We start from the raw sequence: 16568 nt of genomic DNA, 5'->3' as shown, positions 1-16568 counted from the left end.
TTTTTTTATAATAAAAAGTTATAACAATTAGTTTGTTATAACTTTTTATTTCACTATTATAAATTAATACAATTCACTTTGATTTGTTGCATACAAATATTCATCAATAGTATTAATGATACGATCAATAATTAATGCTTCTGGATTATTATCAAGTTTACCTTCACGTACCTTTGTATATTGAATAGGCATAAATTGACTTAAAAGATTTAAAGGTATACCATATGTATTTAAATTATCAATTAATGTATTAATTGCATCATTTACTTCTGGTAATGGCATGTAATAACGGCATCTATCTGAGAAAGAATATTTACGTTTTAAACGAATTTCTAAATCAGTTCCTTGATAATGTTTTTTCCAATATTTATCATCATTTAACATTGCTTTATCTAATGTTTCAATTAGATTACTAGTTTTAACATCTCTACCATATAATAATTCTTCTTCGATATGAGCTAATGCAAATAAAGCTTCACGCATTGCGAAAGTTAAGCCTGGACCTACTTTTAAAATACCAACACCATCTTCTACTAATTCTTTTAATTTAATTTTTGTTTGATAATCAGTAGAGTGACCTTCAAAGATTAAATTAGGATATTCTTTAATAGAAGCCATTAATTCTTTAGCTTTTTCACGATCATATTCAGTACATCCAGAATCTTTTTCTTCTACACCAGGTTGTACTACAACAGCAATAACATTACCCCAAGCATCTTTTAAATCATTATCTAAAAATGCTTTTTCAAATGTTGCAACAGTTGCCTTAAAATCTTCAACTTTAGTTACTTCAACACCATTATCCTCACTACCAACAGCTCCTCCAGGAATTGGTACTTCACTACCAACAATATAAATTGGAGCAATTGCTTCTGGATCTTTTTTTAATAATTCAGCATAAGTATCTTGCGCAACTTTTGCTAAATAAGCACCACGTTTAGCGATAGTTTCATCGCTTAAACGAGTATCTGGATCATCATCGTTTACTTTCATACTTGTATCAATATGAATTTTTGTAAAACCAGCTCCTACATAATGTTTAATTAATTCTGTTGCATTTTCCATTGCTTCTTTTTCATTAAGATGAGTCCAAGTAAGAGGTCCTAAGTGATCTCCCCCTAAAAATAACTTATTTTTGTCAAAACCAACTTTATCAGCAATTTCTAATACAAAGTTTTTAAAATCTAATGGTGTCATACCTGTATAACCACCATTTTGATCACATTGATTTGCAGTACTTTCAATTAAAACACAAGAATTATCTTGTTTACCACGTTTTAATGTTGCCTCAATTACATATTTATTAGCACTACATGCTGAATAAATACCTACTGCTTTACCTTCTTTTTGAAGAGTTACGAGTTTTTTTAATGGATTATTATTCATGTTTCTAATCTCCTTTCGAGGATATCATAGCAATTATATATAAAATAGTATTTAGAATTGTTAAGAATTAATTTGCACTTTTTACATATATTTTAAATAATATAAATATTGAACAAAATAATATACAAATTAAAAAAATATGTTATAATCGTATCAAGAATTGATAAGAAAAGAGGAATTAATATGCCATTAGTTACAACAAAAGAGATTTTATTAGATGCACAAAAAAACAAATATGCAATTGGAGCATTCAATGTCGAAAACATGGAAATGGTTATGGCTGTAGTAGCTGCAGCTGAAGAATTGAAATCTCCAGTAATTATGCAAACTACACCTTCAACTGTAAAATATGCAAGTTTAGAGTATTTTTATGCAAATGCAAAAGTAGCTGCGCAGAATGCAAGTGTTCCTGTTGCAATTCATTTAGATCATGGAAATAGTTTTGAACTTGCAATGCAAGCATTAAGAGTAGGTTATACATCTATTATGATTGATGGATCACATGAATCATTTGAAGATAACATTAAATTAACAAAAGCGGTAGTTGATGCTTGTAATCCTTCAAAAGTTAGCGTTGAAGCCGAATTAGGAAAAGTTGGCGGAAAAGAAGATGATTTAGATGGTGGAGATGGAGGATATACAGATCCATTAGAAGCAAAAGAATTTGTAGAAAGAACAGGAGTTGGTTCTTTAGCTGTTGCTATTGGAACAGCTCATGGGGTTTACAAAGGAGAACCTAAGTTAGATTTAGATCGTCTTAGTGAAATCAAAGAAGTTGTTTCAGTTCCATTAGTATTACATGGTACTTCTGGTGTTCCGGATGAAACGGTAAGTGAGTGTGTAAAACGTGGTATTTGTAAAGTTAATTATGCAACTGATTTGAGAATTGCTTTTTCAAAAGGAGTAAAAGAATATTTAGATAAAAATCCTGATGCTATTGATCCAAAAAAATATTGCAGTGTTGGACGTGAAGAGGTTAAAAAATATGTAATGTCTAAAATGCATGTTGTTGGAAGTGTAAATAAAGCATAGTATATTTGATCAACTTAAGTTTAATTAAGTTGATCTTTTTTTATGCTTCTATTTAATTATTAATTAAAAAATGATAATATGTTAGATGAATATAACTTTGTTAAGCGATAGGAGGAAATATGGAAATAACAAAAGAAAAATTAGCATATCTATTATTTTTATATAAACAAAAAGAAACTAATTGTACAGTTACAAGATTGGCTGAAGAATTTGGAGTTTCTAAGTCAACATTTAGTCGAGTTTTAAATATTTTTTATCATGAAAATTTAATAATTCAAAAAGGGAAAGGAATATTATCTACCAAAGGGGAAAAACTGGCAAAAAATTATTTTAAAGATATTGCAGAAATTAAATTATGGTTAAAAAATATTTCAAATTTGAGTGATGAAGAAGCATACCAGGAAGCTTTAACGTTAGTTTTAGTACTATCAAATAAAACTCGTTATAATTTAATTAGTGATTTATATAAGAAAAAATTATTTGAAAAAATTGATAAAATAAAAAGTATTAGTGGAGATATGTTAACTGTTAATTTAGAAGATGGAAAATATCAATTTGCTTTTACTATCTATAAGCTAAATAAGCTTGAAATATCAATGGCTAATGATGGTTTTGTGCATCCGGGCATATTAGAAATTAATAATGGAAAAGGAAATTTAATCTTATTTCCAAAAGAAATTGAACATGAATCTTTGTTAGGGAATATAATTTTAAAAGGTCAAGTTGAATCATTAAAATATATGCTTGATCAAGAATTTATTAGTAGCCAAAATATAAAAAATAGCTATATTATTCCTATTGATAGATTAAAATTTCACTATTGTAAAGAAGAAAGAATCTTACAAACAAGTATTAAAATAAAAGTTAGGGCTAATGTTGGGATTATTCATATGCCTGAAAGTTGTGCTGTTTTGAATATTATTCTAAAATAATGTTTCACCAATGAAACATAAAAAAATATTCTTTTATTTATATAATCAACGTAATTTAATAGGTTATTTTCAGTCATGAAACAAAAATATTACTTGTTTTTTAATTTTAAATATGTAAAATAATTCATGTGGTTAGGGTTAGCTAACTATTATTTTTAGCTGTTTAGTTAGGCTAAACTAACATTAAAGGAGGAAGAAAATGAAAAAAATATTAAAAATAGTACTTGTACTAATGATGGCCTTTGGTATACAAATTAATCAATTAAAAAATATTAATGCCAAAGAAGTTTTACCAGATGGATCGTATTCAGTTCCTGTAAAATTAAAAAATGCAAGTAATATAGCTAATGATTCAATGGCTTCGGGCGCGTTAGTAGAAAATGGAATTTTATCTGTAGAAGAAGGTAAATGGTATTTGATTGCTGAATTTAAAACATTAAGTTTAATGGGTTTAAAGGGAAATGCTTCAAATATCAAATATTATGAATCAGATACAAGTTCTTCAAAATATGATGCAATTATTTTAACTTATCGTAATGATAGTAATGGAAACCAACAAGTAGAGAAAGTAAAAATACCTGTTGCTATTGATAGCAGTGGGGTATATATTGAAATGTATGTTGATGCAATGATGATGACAGTAGATGCATATATTGCATTTAGTACTACTGATATTGTTGTACCTACTCCAGATCCAGTACCAGAATATACTTTAGAAGATGGAATTTATCAAGTAGATAGTGATGTTTTAAAAGCTGATAAAGATGAACAATCTATGGCTGCCCAAGCGGTTAAAGGGGCAACTGTAGAGGCAACTAATAATAAATTATTAGTTACTTTACAAATGGGATTTGTAAGTATGATGGGACAAACAGCATATATTGATAACATGGAATATCAGTTGTCAGATGGCACTTATAAAGCTGTAGATATTACAGCTAGAGATAGTGATGGAAATGTAACTGAATTACAATTTACATTAGACAAAAATACTAAATTGACAAATGTTAAGTTTTATTACATGGGTAGTCAAAGAGGATCATCAGCAAGATTATCTTTAGGATTAGATAACCCAACGTTAATTGAACCAGAAACACCAAGTAAATTCACTCAAGATGGAACATATAGTGTAGAAGTAGATTTATGGAATGCTAGTAAAGATCAACCATCAATGGCAGCAGATGCAATAGATAAAACAGCAACAGTGGTAGTAAAAGATGGAATAGCAACAATGTATATAACAACAAAAGAAATGACATTAGGAACAATTAAAGCAAGTTTACAAGAATTATATATTGGTTCAATAAGCGGTGATTATAAATCAAATCCAGCTACAATAGTAAACAAAGAAAGTAATGGTAATCCAAATATGTGGTCATTTACATTACCAAATGAAGATGAACTAATAGATGTAGTAGTAAATCCACATGTAGCAATCATGGGAAATAGTGATATAGCAGCACGACTTAAAGTAGATTATTCAACGTTAAAATTTATATCAGAATCTACGGATAATCCAGAAGTACCACAAACAGATGATAGTTCAAAAACAGATATTAATACATCACCAGTTACATCTAATGATAATGTAACTGCCACAACAGATAAAAATGCTATTTCATCTGTAAAAACTGGTGATAATGTAAATGTGGGGTTAATGGGAGGATTATTAATTTCATCATTTATTGCAATTAGATATATTGTAAGAAAAAAATTATGCAAATAAAAAAAGTGATTTTAACTCTAGTTGCTATTTTATTAGTAGTAACTAGTTATAAACCTACTTTTGCCTTAGATGATGGAGCGTATCTAATAGGTCGCTCCACATCTTATGTTAATCCTCTAACTGGTCAAACTGAAGATGGTGGAACCAATATAACCCTAGGTGAAAGTATGGTTAATAATATTGTTGAAAGTAATCTTTTATTGGAACAAATAAATAGTAAATATTATATAACAATAGGGATTGGATTAGCTTCAAATATTTCAAATGTGAAATTTAAAATAATGAATAACAGTGGTGCTTTTAGTAATGTTAGTGCTACAAAAACGGGAAGTAGTTATGCAAATGGTGATACTGTTGACCATTATCGAATTCAAGTAAATTCATTGGATGTATATATTAGTCCAATGATGTATGTAAACCCAATGGGTAGAGATGTTCAATTTTTCATAAAATTGGATACAGGTTCTATAATCTCGGGGACAGGTGTTTATAATAGTCAAATGATACCAACGGTTACTAATTCGCAAACTAATTCTACAACTAGTTCAACTAATAATTATAATTCAAATACAACTAATATAAATGAAAACAAAACTAATGAAAATACAAACGAACAACAATCAAAAGAAAATACTAGTGAACAAGTTCCAGTAACAACTGTAGGAACAATAACAAAAGAAAGTTTGTTACAAGACATTAAAGGATTATCAAATTACATTATTGATAGTAATGGAAAAGTAAATACTGATAAAAAATTAACAGTTGAAAATTTAAAAAATATAGCTAGTAGTACTAAAAATAGTACTAATAATTTTGGATTAATTATTGGAGGAATCATGATATTAATTATCATAGCAGGAGGGATATTTTATGTTAAAAAGGTTAAAAAATAGTATTTTTATAATCGTAATAGCTGCTATGATGATAGGTTGTGTTGATCAAAGTGGAAAAACTAGTAGTAACCAAGAGTTAAAAATTGTTGCAACTTCAGTGGCAGTAACAGAAATTCTGAAGGAATTAGATGTACCGGCTAGTCAAGTTGTAGGAATTCCTACAACTGAAGCATACTCAGTTCCTAAACGTTATAAAAAAGCAACTGAATTAGGTACAGCAATGGCACCAGATGTTGAAATGTTATCAACATTGAAACCTGATGTGATTTTAAGTCCTAATTCGTTAGAGAGTGATTTATCTAGTAAATACGAAAAAATTGGAATCAGTTCATCATTTTTAAATTTAAAAAGTGTTTCTGGAATGTTTAAGGGTATTGAAGAATTAGGGGTACTTTTAAATAAAGAAAAACAGGCAGAAAAAATGGTGAATGATTTTGTTAATTATATGATTTCTTTTCGTGATAAATATCAAAATAATGCTAGTCCAAGAATATTGATTTTGATGGGGCTTCCAGGCGGTAGTTATGTTGTTGCTAGTGAATCTAGTTATGTTGGTGATTTAGTTAAATTAGCGGGTGGAACAAATATTTATGGTGATGGAAATGGGCAGGATTTTATTAATGTTAATGTAGAGGATATGTTACAGCAAAATCCAGATATTATTTTAAGAACTAGTCATGCAATGCCTGAGCAAGTAATAGAAAGTTTTAAAAAAGAATTTCAAGAAAATGAAATTTGGAGTAAGTTTAGTGCGGTTCAAAATAATAAAGTTTATGATTTGGATAATAATTATTTTGGTATGAGTGCTAATTTTAATTATCAAAAGGGATTAGAAGTATTAGAAGGAATTTTATATGGAACAAATTAAAAAACATCCTAAAATATTTATGATTATGTTAATGGTGATTTTATTTTTTGGTTTTTTTATTGCAATAAATTTAGGAAGTATTAAAGTATCAATGGTTCAATTATTTAAAGGATTATTTGTGGAATATGATGTAGATGTGGCAAGTGTTTATAATATTCGTTTTCCTCGAATTATAATTGCAATGTTAGTTGGTGGAGCTTTGGCTTTATCAGGTTTATTATTTCAAGTTGTTTTAAAAAATCCTTTAGCTGATCCTGGGATAATTGGTATTTCTAATGGTGCAAGTTTAGTAAGTGTAATAGTAGGAATATTTTTGCCACAATTTTATGCTATAACACCAATTTTATCATTTTTAGGTGGTATTATAACATTTACCTTGATTTATAGTTTATCATGGAAAGCTGGTTTTAAAACAACACGAATTATTTTAATAGGTGTAGCAATTAATTATACTATTAGCGCATTAATTACTTTGATTCAAAGTTCTAGTTCTTCTATTGCTAGTAGTGCAACTGGTACGATTTCTTTATATACATGGAATGATGTTAAGATTTTGGTACTTTATTTATTACCAATTATGCTTATTACATTATTGATGGCTAAAGCTTGTAATTTGTTTAGTTTAGAGGAACGAACATTAATTTCACTTGGAATCAATGTTAATTTGTATCGTTTTGGTTTATCTTTACTTGCAGTATTATTGTGCAGTATAAGTGTAGTTGTTGTAGGAGTCATTGGCTTTATTGGACTTTTAGTACCGCATATTTCGAGATTATTAATAGGAAACGACCATAAGTATTTAATTCCTATTTGTATATTACTAGGAGCAATTACATTATTAAGTGCCGATACTCTTGGTAGAGTTATCATGGCACCATATGAAATTTCATCAGCAATAATTATGGCGATAGTAGGAGGTCCATTATTTATTGTTTTATTGAAACGGAGCGTTGATGTAAATGGAAGTTAAAAATATAAAATTTGGATATCAAAATAAACCGCTAATAAATAATTTATCAATTAGTTTTAAGAAACATAAAATCACATCTATTATTGGACCCAATGGTAGTGGCAAATCTACTTTATTAATGTTATTAAGTCGTATTTATAAGGCTAGTGAAGGTAAAATTATATTAGATAACAAGAATATTTGGGATTATAGAAATAAAGATTTTGCTAAAAAAGTAGCTATGGTTCATCAAAAAAATAATATTCAAGGAGATTTGGATGTAAAAACAATTGTTGGATATGGACGTCTACCATATTTAAATTATCATCAAAGCCTTAGCAGTGATGATTATAAAATCATTGAACACGCATTAGAAATTACTAAGTTAAAAGAATATGCACACATTCCGTTAATTAATTTATCTGGTGGACAACAACAACGGGTTTGGTTTGCAATGGCATTAGCTCAAAAAACACCTATTTTATTGTTAGATGAACCAACGACTTATTTAGATGTAAAATACCAAATAGAAATACTTAATTTGATTAAAAAGATAAATATTGATTATCAAATGACAATTATCATGGTTCATCATGATATTAACCAAGCAATTAATTATAGTGATGAAATAATAGCGATGAAAGATGGCAGAATGTTATTTCAAGGAAAACCAAATGAAGTAATAACAAGTAAATCTCTAAAACAACTATATGATTATGATTTTAATATAATTGAGTATCAAAATAATAAAATTGTATTAAATTATCAATAACATAATTTAACGAAATAAATAGATAAAGTCCTAAAATTATCAATAATTATAGCGTTATTTATTTCCTATACTAATAATCGTAGTCAAGATATATTTTATTCCTTTCTCCTAAATGACTACATAAAAGATATTTTCCCAAATATTTATAATATTTAAAGACATCTCCCCATGTCCTTAGTAAAAAGACTGTATTAATACAGTCAAAAGCTGTTGAAATTAGTCAACAGCTTTTTTGTGTGCCACGCAAGGTATAAAACTAGGTGGTAAAAGTCCACTGTGGGGATTCGTACTACCAACCACTAGCTGAAGATATAAAATAAGATTACCCAAATTGTTGCATATAAGAGTTACACTTTAAATCAATCAAGGTAATCTTTTTTGATATAATTCTTTCCTGTAAGGGAGTGAATTATATTGAATACAGCAGTTATTAAAATAAATAATTTAGATCAGGCTTTTATGTTAAGCAGAGCCTATAAGGAAGGAGAAATTAAATTGAATGTTTCTAAACTTGCAAGAGAATTAAGCTGTTGCCGAAAAACACTAAGCAGAAGGTTAAATGGTATCACACCTAAAAAACAAGAAACAGAAAAAGATATTTAGATGATTATAAAGATCTTATATACAGATATTTGTGTGATGAACAGAGAAATTTTGATTGTATTGATCATATTTATTATTTTATGAAACGTGAACATACTATCACCTGTACACGTTCGACATTTTTCAGATACATTAAGAATAATGAAGAACTCAATAGTAAATTTAAAAATAACAGAACCAGTTCTTTTATCGAATGTTTTGAAACTGATTCTGGTTGAGATACAATTACAGACAGTTAATATTAAAGCCTACAACTGATAATTTATTAATATTTTTAGCTCAGGCATTCGAAGAAATCGGCGGTGTTCCTAAAGAACGGTGACGAATAAGGTAATTCAACAGACAATAGTAAATGCTAACATTAATATTTGAACTCTAATTCAGTGATAATGGTTATGGGTTTTAACCAAAAAGAAATGTTCAATATCAAGTAAGGAATTAGCCAAAGAATTAAAAGAATATATTACAGGATGGGTAAATTATTATAGGATAACCAACATGAGAAAATATTTAAAAGAAGTAAACTCGTGAATGAGAAGAAGGATACGAATGATATATTGGAAAAGATGGAAATTGGTTAGAACGTAATATAGAAATTTACAAAAGTTAGGTATCAACAAAAGAAAGGCATGGGAATTGGCAAACACAAGAAAAAGCTATTGGCACATAGCCAATAGCTTCATACTCTCTAGAACACTTACAAATGAAAGATTGAAAAGATATGGATTTATAAGTGCGCTAGATTATTACAATTTTATAAACTTATGAAATGCCGTGTAGGGAACTCTATGCACGGTGTTGTGAAAGGGGAGAAAGATTTTAATTCTTAGTGCTTATTTAATTTTAACTAATATTTTTATTACAAAAAATAATTAATGGAATTTATAAAGTAAGATGAATGTAATTATAAAAGAAAAAAGATAACTCCCTCTTTAAAAAGTGATTTTATTTATATAATTTTTTTGCATATTCACTAGGAGTAAGATTGAAATGTTGTTTAAATGTTCTAGAAAAATAATGAATTGAACTAAATCCTAGCATAAAAGCAATTTCACTAATTGTATATTTGTTTTCGCGAATAAGCTCTTTACTCTTTTTTAATTTTATTTGAACCATATAATTTTTTGGAGAAATTTCTAAGTTATTTCTAAATAATGTTTGTAAAGAAGAACGTGAAATTGAAAATTTATGACATATTTCTTCAATCGTTAAAGGTTCTGTAATCATTGAATTCATATAATCTAGAATTTCTTGCAATAGGCCATCTTGAAAATGTTGCATAGGACCTGTTGATATATGCTTTGTTTCGCCCGATGAATCATATTGTGTGAGTAAAATAATAATTTCTTGTAAATAACAAAGCATTAATGTTTTTGAATAAGGCAATGAATTTGAACTTGCTTTGACAAATTTATTAAAAATGTTATGCAGCTCATTATCACAATGAAATATGCGATTTAAAATAGCATCATCATCAATAATATCCATATTAAATATTACTGTTAAATATGAACAAGATTTATTTTTAGTAATTTGTTGAGTATGAAATTGATTTGGCCCATATAACATTAAATCATAACTATTTAAAGTATACGTTGTTCCTTCTACAGTTGTGTCCAGACTACCGTGATCAACATATGTTAATTCATAATGTTTATGAGCTTCTCCTTTAAAACGATAATTAGGACTTTTAATTACATAATAATAACCTAGAATTTCTTCGATTTGTAGTTTGGAAACAATTGGTTTATAAACATATGGTGGATTTAAAAATTCAGTTCTTAGATTATAATTTGCGGGAGTTATTAAATAACTTTCAATTTCTTGAGATAGTGGAATAATATTAAAATATTTATTTGCATCAATTTTTAAATAGTGATGAATTGCAAAAGTTTCTAATTTATCCGGTTCTAGACTATTACCAATTAAAATTGAAGCAATTCCTTCTGTTAATTCAATATATACCGGGCAAGAAAAACAATACATGTGACTAATAATTCTCCCAGATGTATTTAATTTTCTACATATTAAATTATTATCTTTAACTGACATATGTTCTTCATAGGTTGATCCATATTTTTTAAATTCAATACTTGATGTCTTATTAATCATAGAAAGCCTCCATGTATAATTATATATAACTAAAATACATATATATAGTATACTTTTTGAAATAATTTTTGCAAATATTTTATTAAAAAATACTAATAAATTAGTATCACCACTGGAAGTTTTCATTTCCATAACTGGTTCAATTCAATTTATTGCGGCACTATCACAAATAATAGATTTACCTTTATTTACATGATAAATAATAATAGGGAGAGTATCTCCCTTTATTTTATACCTCATTTTTCTTTTTTCTCTTTAACAGCAATGCATACTGGTGAAGGAATAACTAAAGTAATTGCAGTTCGTATTAATTCTTCTTTTTCCTCATTAAATTTAAATAATTCAATTTCATCATCATCTTGTGCTCCAACAATCAAATATTTAGAACTAATGAAATTAAAATCTCTAGGTGTTTTACCAGTATGAACCATGTATAACAAAGTGATTTTTCCAGTTTCTTGGTTTACACGATATAAAGCAATACTATCATGACCGCGATTAGAAACGAATAAATGTTTACCGGATTTGCTTAGACGAATTGCACTAGCGCTAGAAAAGCCATGAAAATGACGAGGTGTAATATGTAATACTTGAATTAAATTAAGATATTTATCAGTATATTTAAACACCATAATATTATTAGAAATTTCATTTAATAAATAAGCAAAGCGACCATCGTTAGAGAAAATCATTTGTCGTGGACCTGAACCTGGAACGACATTTAAATTATGATTACTATCTTCTTCTAATTTACCATCGTGATATTTGTACATAATTACTTTATCTGCTCCTAAATCAACAGCATAAACAAACTCTTTATCAGGACTAATTCCAACATAATGACAATGAGGCCCGGTCTGTCTTTTAAGTAAATCAGGTCCTAATCCAATATGATGAATTGCACCAATCTTTTCTTTAATATGCCCGTTTTCTAATAAATATGAAGCCGTAGAACCAACCTGATAGTTTGCGGCAAAAAGATAACGCGAGTTATCACTAATGCATAAATGTGTGTATGAGCGCCCGTTAGATGCAAAATTATTATTAATGATTAATTCATCTTTATATATCGCAAAACTTCCCAAACCACCGCCATCACTAGAACGATTAGCATTTTTGTAAGTAATATATAAGTTATTATCTTTGATAACCATATATGATGGATAATCTTTAGTAACTATATGTTGTATAATTGAAAGTTCATCACTAGTTTCGTCAAAGTGTACAATATATATTCCTTTATTGGTATTTTTACCAAAGCTAGATACATAAAAAGTATGCATTCATATTCCCCCTTTTAACTATTTTAACATAAATATAAATATGATGATAAATATTTATATAAAAAGAGTTTTTTATTTATTGAACTAATTATATCAGATGCATTTAAAATGATTGTCTATTTTTTAGATATCTTTATTAATATTTAAGAGTATTGTTTTACTATTTAATATAAAAATTTTGTGAATCTTTAACGTTGTTCAATATATAAATAAAGTTTCCTTTTTGATAATCATATTATATTTAAAAATGATTATATAAAAATGAAGTGCACATAGTATATTTTTAAGTAAAACTAATAATAAAGAGATTTAAACAGTTATTGCAAACTTTACCTTAATCATAAAATGTTATATAATGAATAAAATAAATTGGAGGATATAAGTATGGATGAAAATTTATTATTATCGTTGCTGCATAATAATGCACGAATGGAAGTAACTGATTTGGCGATGGCATTAAATGAAAGTGAAGATAATGTTGTTGAAACAATTAGTCAGTTAGAAAAAGATAAAATAATTTGTGGTTATCATACGATTATTAATTGGGATCGTACTAATAAACATAGCGTTATGGCGTTGATACAAATCAATGTTGCTCCAGAAAGAGAATATGGTTATGATCGTATTGCTAAAAAAATTTATGCTTTTCCAGAGGTAGATACGATGTATTTACTTAGTGGTAGTTTTGAGTTTGTAGCAATTGTTAAAGGACATACAATGCAAGAAACGGCACGTTTTGTAGCATCTAAATTAGCACCTTTAGATGGAGTAACTGGAACTGCGACAATGTTTGTATTGAAACAATATAAAAATAATGGTGTTATTTTTGACGATGACGATAAAGAACCTGCAGAAAGGTTATTGGTGACACCATAATGGATTTAAATAAAGTTATTAATGATACTGTTAAAGAAATTCCCCCTAGTGGAATTCGTAAATTTTTTGATTTAGCTACTGAAATGGAAGGTGTTATTTCCCTTGGAGTAGGTGAACCTGACTTTGATACACCATGGCAAATTAGAGAAGCAGCTATTTATTCAATTGAACAAGGAAAAACTTTTTATACTGCTAATCGAGGTTTATCTGAGTTAAGAAAAGAAATATGTCGTTATCAAAAAAGAAAATTTAATTTAGATTATGAATATGATAAAAATTGTATTGTTACAGTTGGTGGATCTGAAGCTATTGATTTAGCTTTTAGAGCAATTATTAATCCTGGCGATGAGGTTATTTTGTTACAACCTAGTTATGTGGCTTATACACCTGGAGTTGTATTGTCTGGTGGTAAAACAGTTGATATTATTTTAAAAGAAGAAAATGAATTTAAATTAACACCTGAGCTTTTAGAAAGTGCTATTACACCTAAAACAAAAGCAATTTTATTAAACTATCCAAGTAATCCTACTGGTGGATTTATGACAAAAGAGGATTATGAGAAAATTGTCCCAATTATTAAAAAACATGAATTGATTGTAATAACAGATGAAATATATGCTGAATTATCTTATGAGCAAAAATTTTGTTCAATTGCATCTTTTGATGAAATAAAAGATCAAGTTATTTTAGTAAGTGGATTTTCTAAGGCTTATGCAATGACTGGTTGGCGTCTTGGATATGTTTTAGCTAACGAAGTTATTATTAATGCTATGAATAAAATACATCAATATGTAATTATGTCAGCACCAACTGCAGCTCAATATGGAGCAATAGAAGCAATGCGATATTGTGATGATGAGATAGAAAAAATGCGAAAAGCATATATGTTAAGACGTAATTATATTGTTAAAGCATTTAATGATATGGGGTTGAATACATTTACTCCACAAGGAGCTTTTTATGTTTTTCCATGTATTAAATCAACTAAAATGACTTCACAACAATTTTGTGAAGAGCTTTTAAAAGATCAATTGGTAGCTTGTGTACCAGGAACTGCTTTTGGTCAAGCAGGAGAAGGTTTTATTAGAGTTTCTTATGCATATTCTATTGAACAAATTAAAGAAGCAACTACAAGAATAAAAAAATTCTTAGATAAATTAGATATATAATGATTTATTTGAGGTTATGATAAATAACCTCATTTTTGTTAATTTATGATGAAAAAATTAGGTGGTTATAATATATAAATAAAGATACTTTTATAAAAATTTTTAAAGTAAGATAAATATAAAATGTAAATAAAAAACATATATTAAAAAAAGATAATATTAAAACCATTTTTTAGGCTTTAGTGTTAATAAATTCAAATCATCAACTTTTTATATTTACTATAATATAGGTGAATATAAGGAGTGATTAATATGAAAGTACGAAGTTATCAAAGTGTAGTTGAAAAAAATATTGTAGATGTTAAACGTTATTTACTACAAATTAGTGAAGGATATTGGTTACAAGATATTCATGATATTGTTAATAGCAGTTTTGAAATAAAAAGTATTAAAAAAAAGATAAATAAAAAAAAGGATTTACAATTAATTGTTTTCAGTAAAATAAAAAAATTAGTTGATGATAGTACATGCTTTGATGAAATAGAGCATCATTTAGTATTTATGAATATTTTATTAGATAAATATTATCAACCATTATTAGTATATAAATATAAATTACTAAACTATATTATTGAAAATGCTGGTTTTTGTATTACAACATATTGTTTGATTAGACATCTAATTAAGTATGATGAAAAAATCTTGGAATCATTTATCGAAACATTATCAAGTCGATTGAATTTAAGTGTTGAGCGTTATCATTATTTAGCTACTTATATTTTGCTGTTAGAAGTATGTTATAAAAAAGCGTATTTACATTTAGAGTATGTAACAATGGATGAATATTTAAAAAGTTTTATTCCTGAATTACGTAATTATAGCTGGCGATTATATCGAAAATATTACAATAGAATAAATATGCCTTTGGATTTTCTAATGGTATAGGAGGGATATTAATGGGGAATAAAATGTATTTTGTATATAAAATTTTAAGCGAAAGTAAGCAACCGATTAGTGGGGAAGTAATTTTAAGATATTTAGAATGTTGTGGTTATAGTATGAATATTAAAACTGTTTATCGCTTGATTGATCGTTTAAATGAATTTTATTTTTTATATACGGGTAAGAATTTAATTAAAATGATTAGAGGGGTTGGTTACATTATTGAAAATGAATTTTTTAATGATGGTCAATTGCAATTATTAATGGACAGTGTTAACTCTAATACTAATTTAGATAAAAACTCTGCTAAAGAATTAACTGATAAATTATCATTATTAAGTAATGTAAGGCAACTTGAACGTTTAAATGTTGAAGAAAGTAATAATGAATCAAATTATAATTCATTATTAAGTCTTACAACAATTATTAAAGCAATCAATAATCATAAAAATATTGCCTTTAAGTATATAAGCTACGATGTTATTGATAATAAGTTATTGGAAGTTTATCATAAAAATGGAAATCAAAATAATGAAACGTACATAGTTTCACCATATAAATTAATTTTAAATGGAAATAATTATTATTTAATTGGTTATTTTAATAAACGTAAAGATAGTTTAAGTGTTTATCGTGTTGATCGCATGCGCTTTGTAATAAATCATAATAGTGAATATGAAGATATTAGAGATCAATTTGATATGGAAAAAGAATTTGATAAAAATGTAAATATGTATCTTAGTAATGAAAAAATTGATTTAAAAATTATTTTTGATAAAAAAGTTTTAAAAGAAGTCATTAATCAATTTGGAAAAGATATTTTTGTATGTAAAAGATTTGATGGTAGACTTGAAGGATTGATTAAAAATGTTGCCTTATCTGATGGATTAGTAGGTTGGCTGATGATGTTACAAACTAATATCGAGGTAGTATTACCGTTAAGTTTAAAAGAAATTGTTAAGAAAAGGTTAAGACTTATGTTAAGAATGTATGGACAGAAATTTGAGTAAATTTCTGTCTTTTCTTTACATAAATTTAACATAATTAATACAAAATATTGATATATAGATTAAATATTTTTGATT

At 27.2% G+C, this 16568-nt stretch carries 15 protein-coding genes and 1 pseudogene; 13 read left to right on the top strand and 3 right to left on the bottom strand.

Annotated features, from left to right (window positions below; genetic code table 11):
- Positions 1-63: 63 nt before the first annotated feature.
- Complete coding sequence (locus NQ543_RS10760) at positions 64-1386, bottom strand: class II D-tagatose-bisphosphate aldolase, non-catalytic subunit (RefSeq protein WP_004609372.1); 1323 nt, start codon at positions 1384-1386, stop codon at positions 64-66.
- A 183-nt stretch (positions 1387-1569) separates the two neighbouring features.
- Between NQ543_RS10760 and fba the strand changes: the two genes are divergently transcribed.
- The 9 genes and pseudogenes from fba to NQ543_RS10715 form a co-directional block, all read left to right on the top strand.
- The gene (gene fba / locus NQ543_RS10755; protein ID WP_004609373.1) at positions 1570-2418 is read left to right on the top strand and encodes a class II fructose-1,6-bisphosphate aldolase; all 849 of its coding nucleotides are present in this window, start codon (positions 1570-1572) and stop codon (positions 2416-2418) included.
- 119 nt (positions 2419-2537) lie between these two features.
- A complete protein-coding gene (locus tag NQ543_RS10750; protein WP_004609374.1) occupies positions 2538-3350 on the top strand; it encodes an NEAT domain-containing protein in 813 nt (270 codons plus the stop codon).
- A gap of 199 nt (positions 3351-3549) precedes the next feature.
- Positions 3550-5076, top strand: a complete 1527-nt coding sequence (locus tag NQ543_RS10745) for an NEAT domain-containing protein (RefSeq protein WP_004609375.1) — start codon at positions 3550-3552, stop codon at positions 5074-5076.
- The gene (locus NQ543_RS10740; protein ID WP_004609376.1) at positions 5067-5969 is read left to right on the top strand and encodes a heme-binding Shp domain-containing protein; all 903 of its coding nucleotides are present in this window, start codon (positions 5067-5069) and stop codon (positions 5967-5969) included. The genes NQ543_RS10745 and NQ543_RS10740 overlap by 10 nt, the downstream gene beginning before the upstream one ends.
- Positions 5947-6837: a heme ABC transporter substrate-binding protein IsdE gene (isdE, locus tag NQ543_RS10735; RefSeq protein WP_004609377.1), complete on the top strand. Its 891-nt coding sequence runs from the start codon at positions 5947-5949 to the stop codon at positions 6835-6837. Before NQ543_RS10740 ends, isdE begins: the two co-directional genes overlap by 23 nt.
- Complete coding sequence (locus NQ543_RS10730) at positions 6824-7807, top strand: FecCD family ABC transporter permease (protein WP_004609378.1); 984 nt, start codon at positions 6824-6826, stop codon at positions 7805-7807. Before isdE ends, NQ543_RS10730 begins: the two co-directional genes overlap by 14 nt.
- Positions 7797-8558: an ABC transporter ATP-binding protein gene (locus NQ543_RS10725; RefSeq protein ID WP_004609379.1), complete on the top strand. Its 762-nt coding sequence runs from the start codon at positions 7797-7799 to the stop codon at positions 8556-8558. The genes NQ543_RS10730 and NQ543_RS10725 overlap by 11 nt, the downstream gene beginning before the upstream one ends.
- 414 nt (positions 8559-8972) lie before the next feature.
- The gene (locus tag NQ543_RS10720) at positions 8973-9161 is read left to right on the top strand and encodes a hypothetical protein (protein WP_004609380.1); all 189 of its coding nucleotides are present in this window, start codon (positions 8973-8975) and stop codon (positions 9159-9161) included.
- Between the two features lie 414 nt (positions 9162-9575).
- Positions 9576-9692, top strand: a pseudogene (locus tag NQ543_RS10715) (group II intron maturase-specific domain-containing protein); the annotation flags it as partial.
- Between the two features lie 414 nt (positions 9693-10106).
- Here the strand turns inward: NQ543_RS10715 and NQ543_RS10710 are convergent.
- Entirely contained in the window at positions 10107-11273 is a 1167-nt protein-coding gene (locus NQ543_RS10710) for an AraC family transcriptional regulator (RefSeq protein ID WP_039903891.1), read from the bottom strand.
- Positions 11274-11509: 236 nt separating this feature from the next.
- Positions 11510-12556, bottom strand: coding sequence for a lactonase family protein (locus NQ543_RS10705; RefSeq protein ID WP_004609383.1), 1047 nt, complete (start codon positions 12554-12556; stop codon positions 11510-11512).
- A 384-nt stretch (positions 12557-12940) separates the two neighbouring features.
- Here NQ543_RS10705 and NQ543_RS10700 point away from each other — a divergent pair, with 384 nt between their 5' ends.
- The 4 genes from NQ543_RS10700 (at position 12941) to NQ543_RS10685 (ending at position 16493) form a co-directional block, all read left to right on the top strand.
- Positions 12941-13432, top strand: coding sequence for an Lrp/AsnC family transcriptional regulator (locus NQ543_RS10700; RefSeq protein WP_004609384.1), 492 nt, complete (start codon positions 12941-12943; stop codon positions 13430-13432).
- On the top strand, positions 13432-14601 hold the full coding sequence (locus NQ543_RS10695) for an aminotransferase class I/II-fold pyridoxal phosphate-dependent enzyme (RefSeq protein WP_004609385.1): 1170 nt from the start codon (positions 13432-13434) through the stop codon (positions 14599-14601). Before NQ543_RS10700 ends, NQ543_RS10695 begins: the two co-directional genes overlap by 1 nt.
- Positions 14602-14853: 252 nt before the next feature.
- On the top strand, positions 14854-15486 hold the full coding sequence (locus NQ543_RS10690) for a hypothetical protein (RefSeq protein WP_004609386.1): 633 nt from the start codon (positions 14854-14856) through the stop codon (positions 15484-15486).
- 11 nt (positions 15487-15497) lie between these two features.
- Positions 15498-16493, top strand: a complete 996-nt coding sequence (locus NQ543_RS10685; protein WP_004609387.1) for a helix-turn-helix transcriptional regulator — start codon at positions 15498-15500, stop codon at positions 16491-16493.
- The last annotated feature ends 75 nt before the right edge of the window (positions 16494-16568 follow it).

The organism is Thomasclavelia spiroformis DSM 1552 (genome assembly GCF_025149465.1).
Classification (GTDB): domain Bacteria; phylum Bacillota_I; class Bacilli_A; order Erysipelotrichales; family Coprobacillaceae; genus Thomasclavelia; species Thomasclavelia spiroformis.
The sequence above is the reverse complement of the archived record's forward strand: the minus strand, read 5'-3'. Positions and strand labels throughout refer to the sequence as shown.

Bases quoted from the DNA above. Each gene is read 5' to 3' on its own strand.
- NQ543_RS10700 (WP_004609384.1), top strand. From the start codon at position 12,941: ATGGATGAAAATTTATTATTATCGTTGCTGCATAATAATGCACGAATG.
- NQ543_RS10695 (WP_004609385.1), top strand. From the start codon at position 13,432: ATGGATTTAAATAAAGTTATTAATGATACTGTTAAAGAAATTCCCCCT.
- isdE (WP_004609377.1), top strand. From the start codon at position 5,947: ATGTTAAAAAGGTTAAAAAATAGTATTTTTATAATCGTAATAGCTGCT.
- NQ543_RS10760 (WP_004609372.1), bottom strand. From the start codon at position 1,386: ATGAATAATAATCCATTAAAAAAACTCGTAACTCTTCAAAAAGAAGGT.
- NQ543_RS10705 (WP_004609383.1), bottom strand. From the start codon at position 12,556: ATGCATACTTTTTATGTATCTAGCTTTGGTAAAAATACCAATAAAGGA.
- NQ543_RS10725 (WP_004609379.1), top strand. From the start codon at position 7,797: ATGGAAGTTAAAAATATAAAATTTGGATATCAAAATAAACCGCTAATA.
- NQ543_RS10750 (WP_004609374.1), top strand. From the start codon at position 2,538: ATGGAAATAACAAAAGAAAAATTAGCATATCTATTATTTTTATATAAA.
- NQ543_RS10730 (WP_004609378.1), top strand. From the start codon at position 6,824: ATGGAACAAATTAAAAAACATCCTAAAATATTTATGATTATGTTAATG.
- NQ543_RS10740 (WP_004609376.1), top strand. From the start codon at position 5,067: ATGCAAATAAAAAAAGTGATTTTAACTCTAGTTGCTATTTTATTAGTA.
- NQ543_RS10745 (WP_004609375.1), top strand. From the start codon at position 3,550: ATGAAAAAAATATTAAAAATAGTACTTGTACTAATGATGGCCTTTGGT.
- fba (WP_004609373.1), top strand. From the start codon at position 1,570: ATGCCATTAGTTACAACAAAAGAGATTTTATTAGATGCACAAAAAAAC.
- NQ543_RS10690 (WP_004609386.1), top strand. From the start codon at position 14,854: ATGAAAGTACGAAGTTATCAAAGTGTAGTTGAAAAAAATATTGTAGAT.
- NQ543_RS10685 (WP_004609387.1), top strand. From the start codon at position 15,498: ATGGGGAATAAAATGTATTTTGTATATAAAATTTTAAGCGAAAGTAAG.
- NQ543_RS10710 (WP_039903891.1), bottom strand. From the start codon at position 11,273: ATGATTAATAAGACATCAAGTATTGAATTTAAAAAATATGGATCAACC.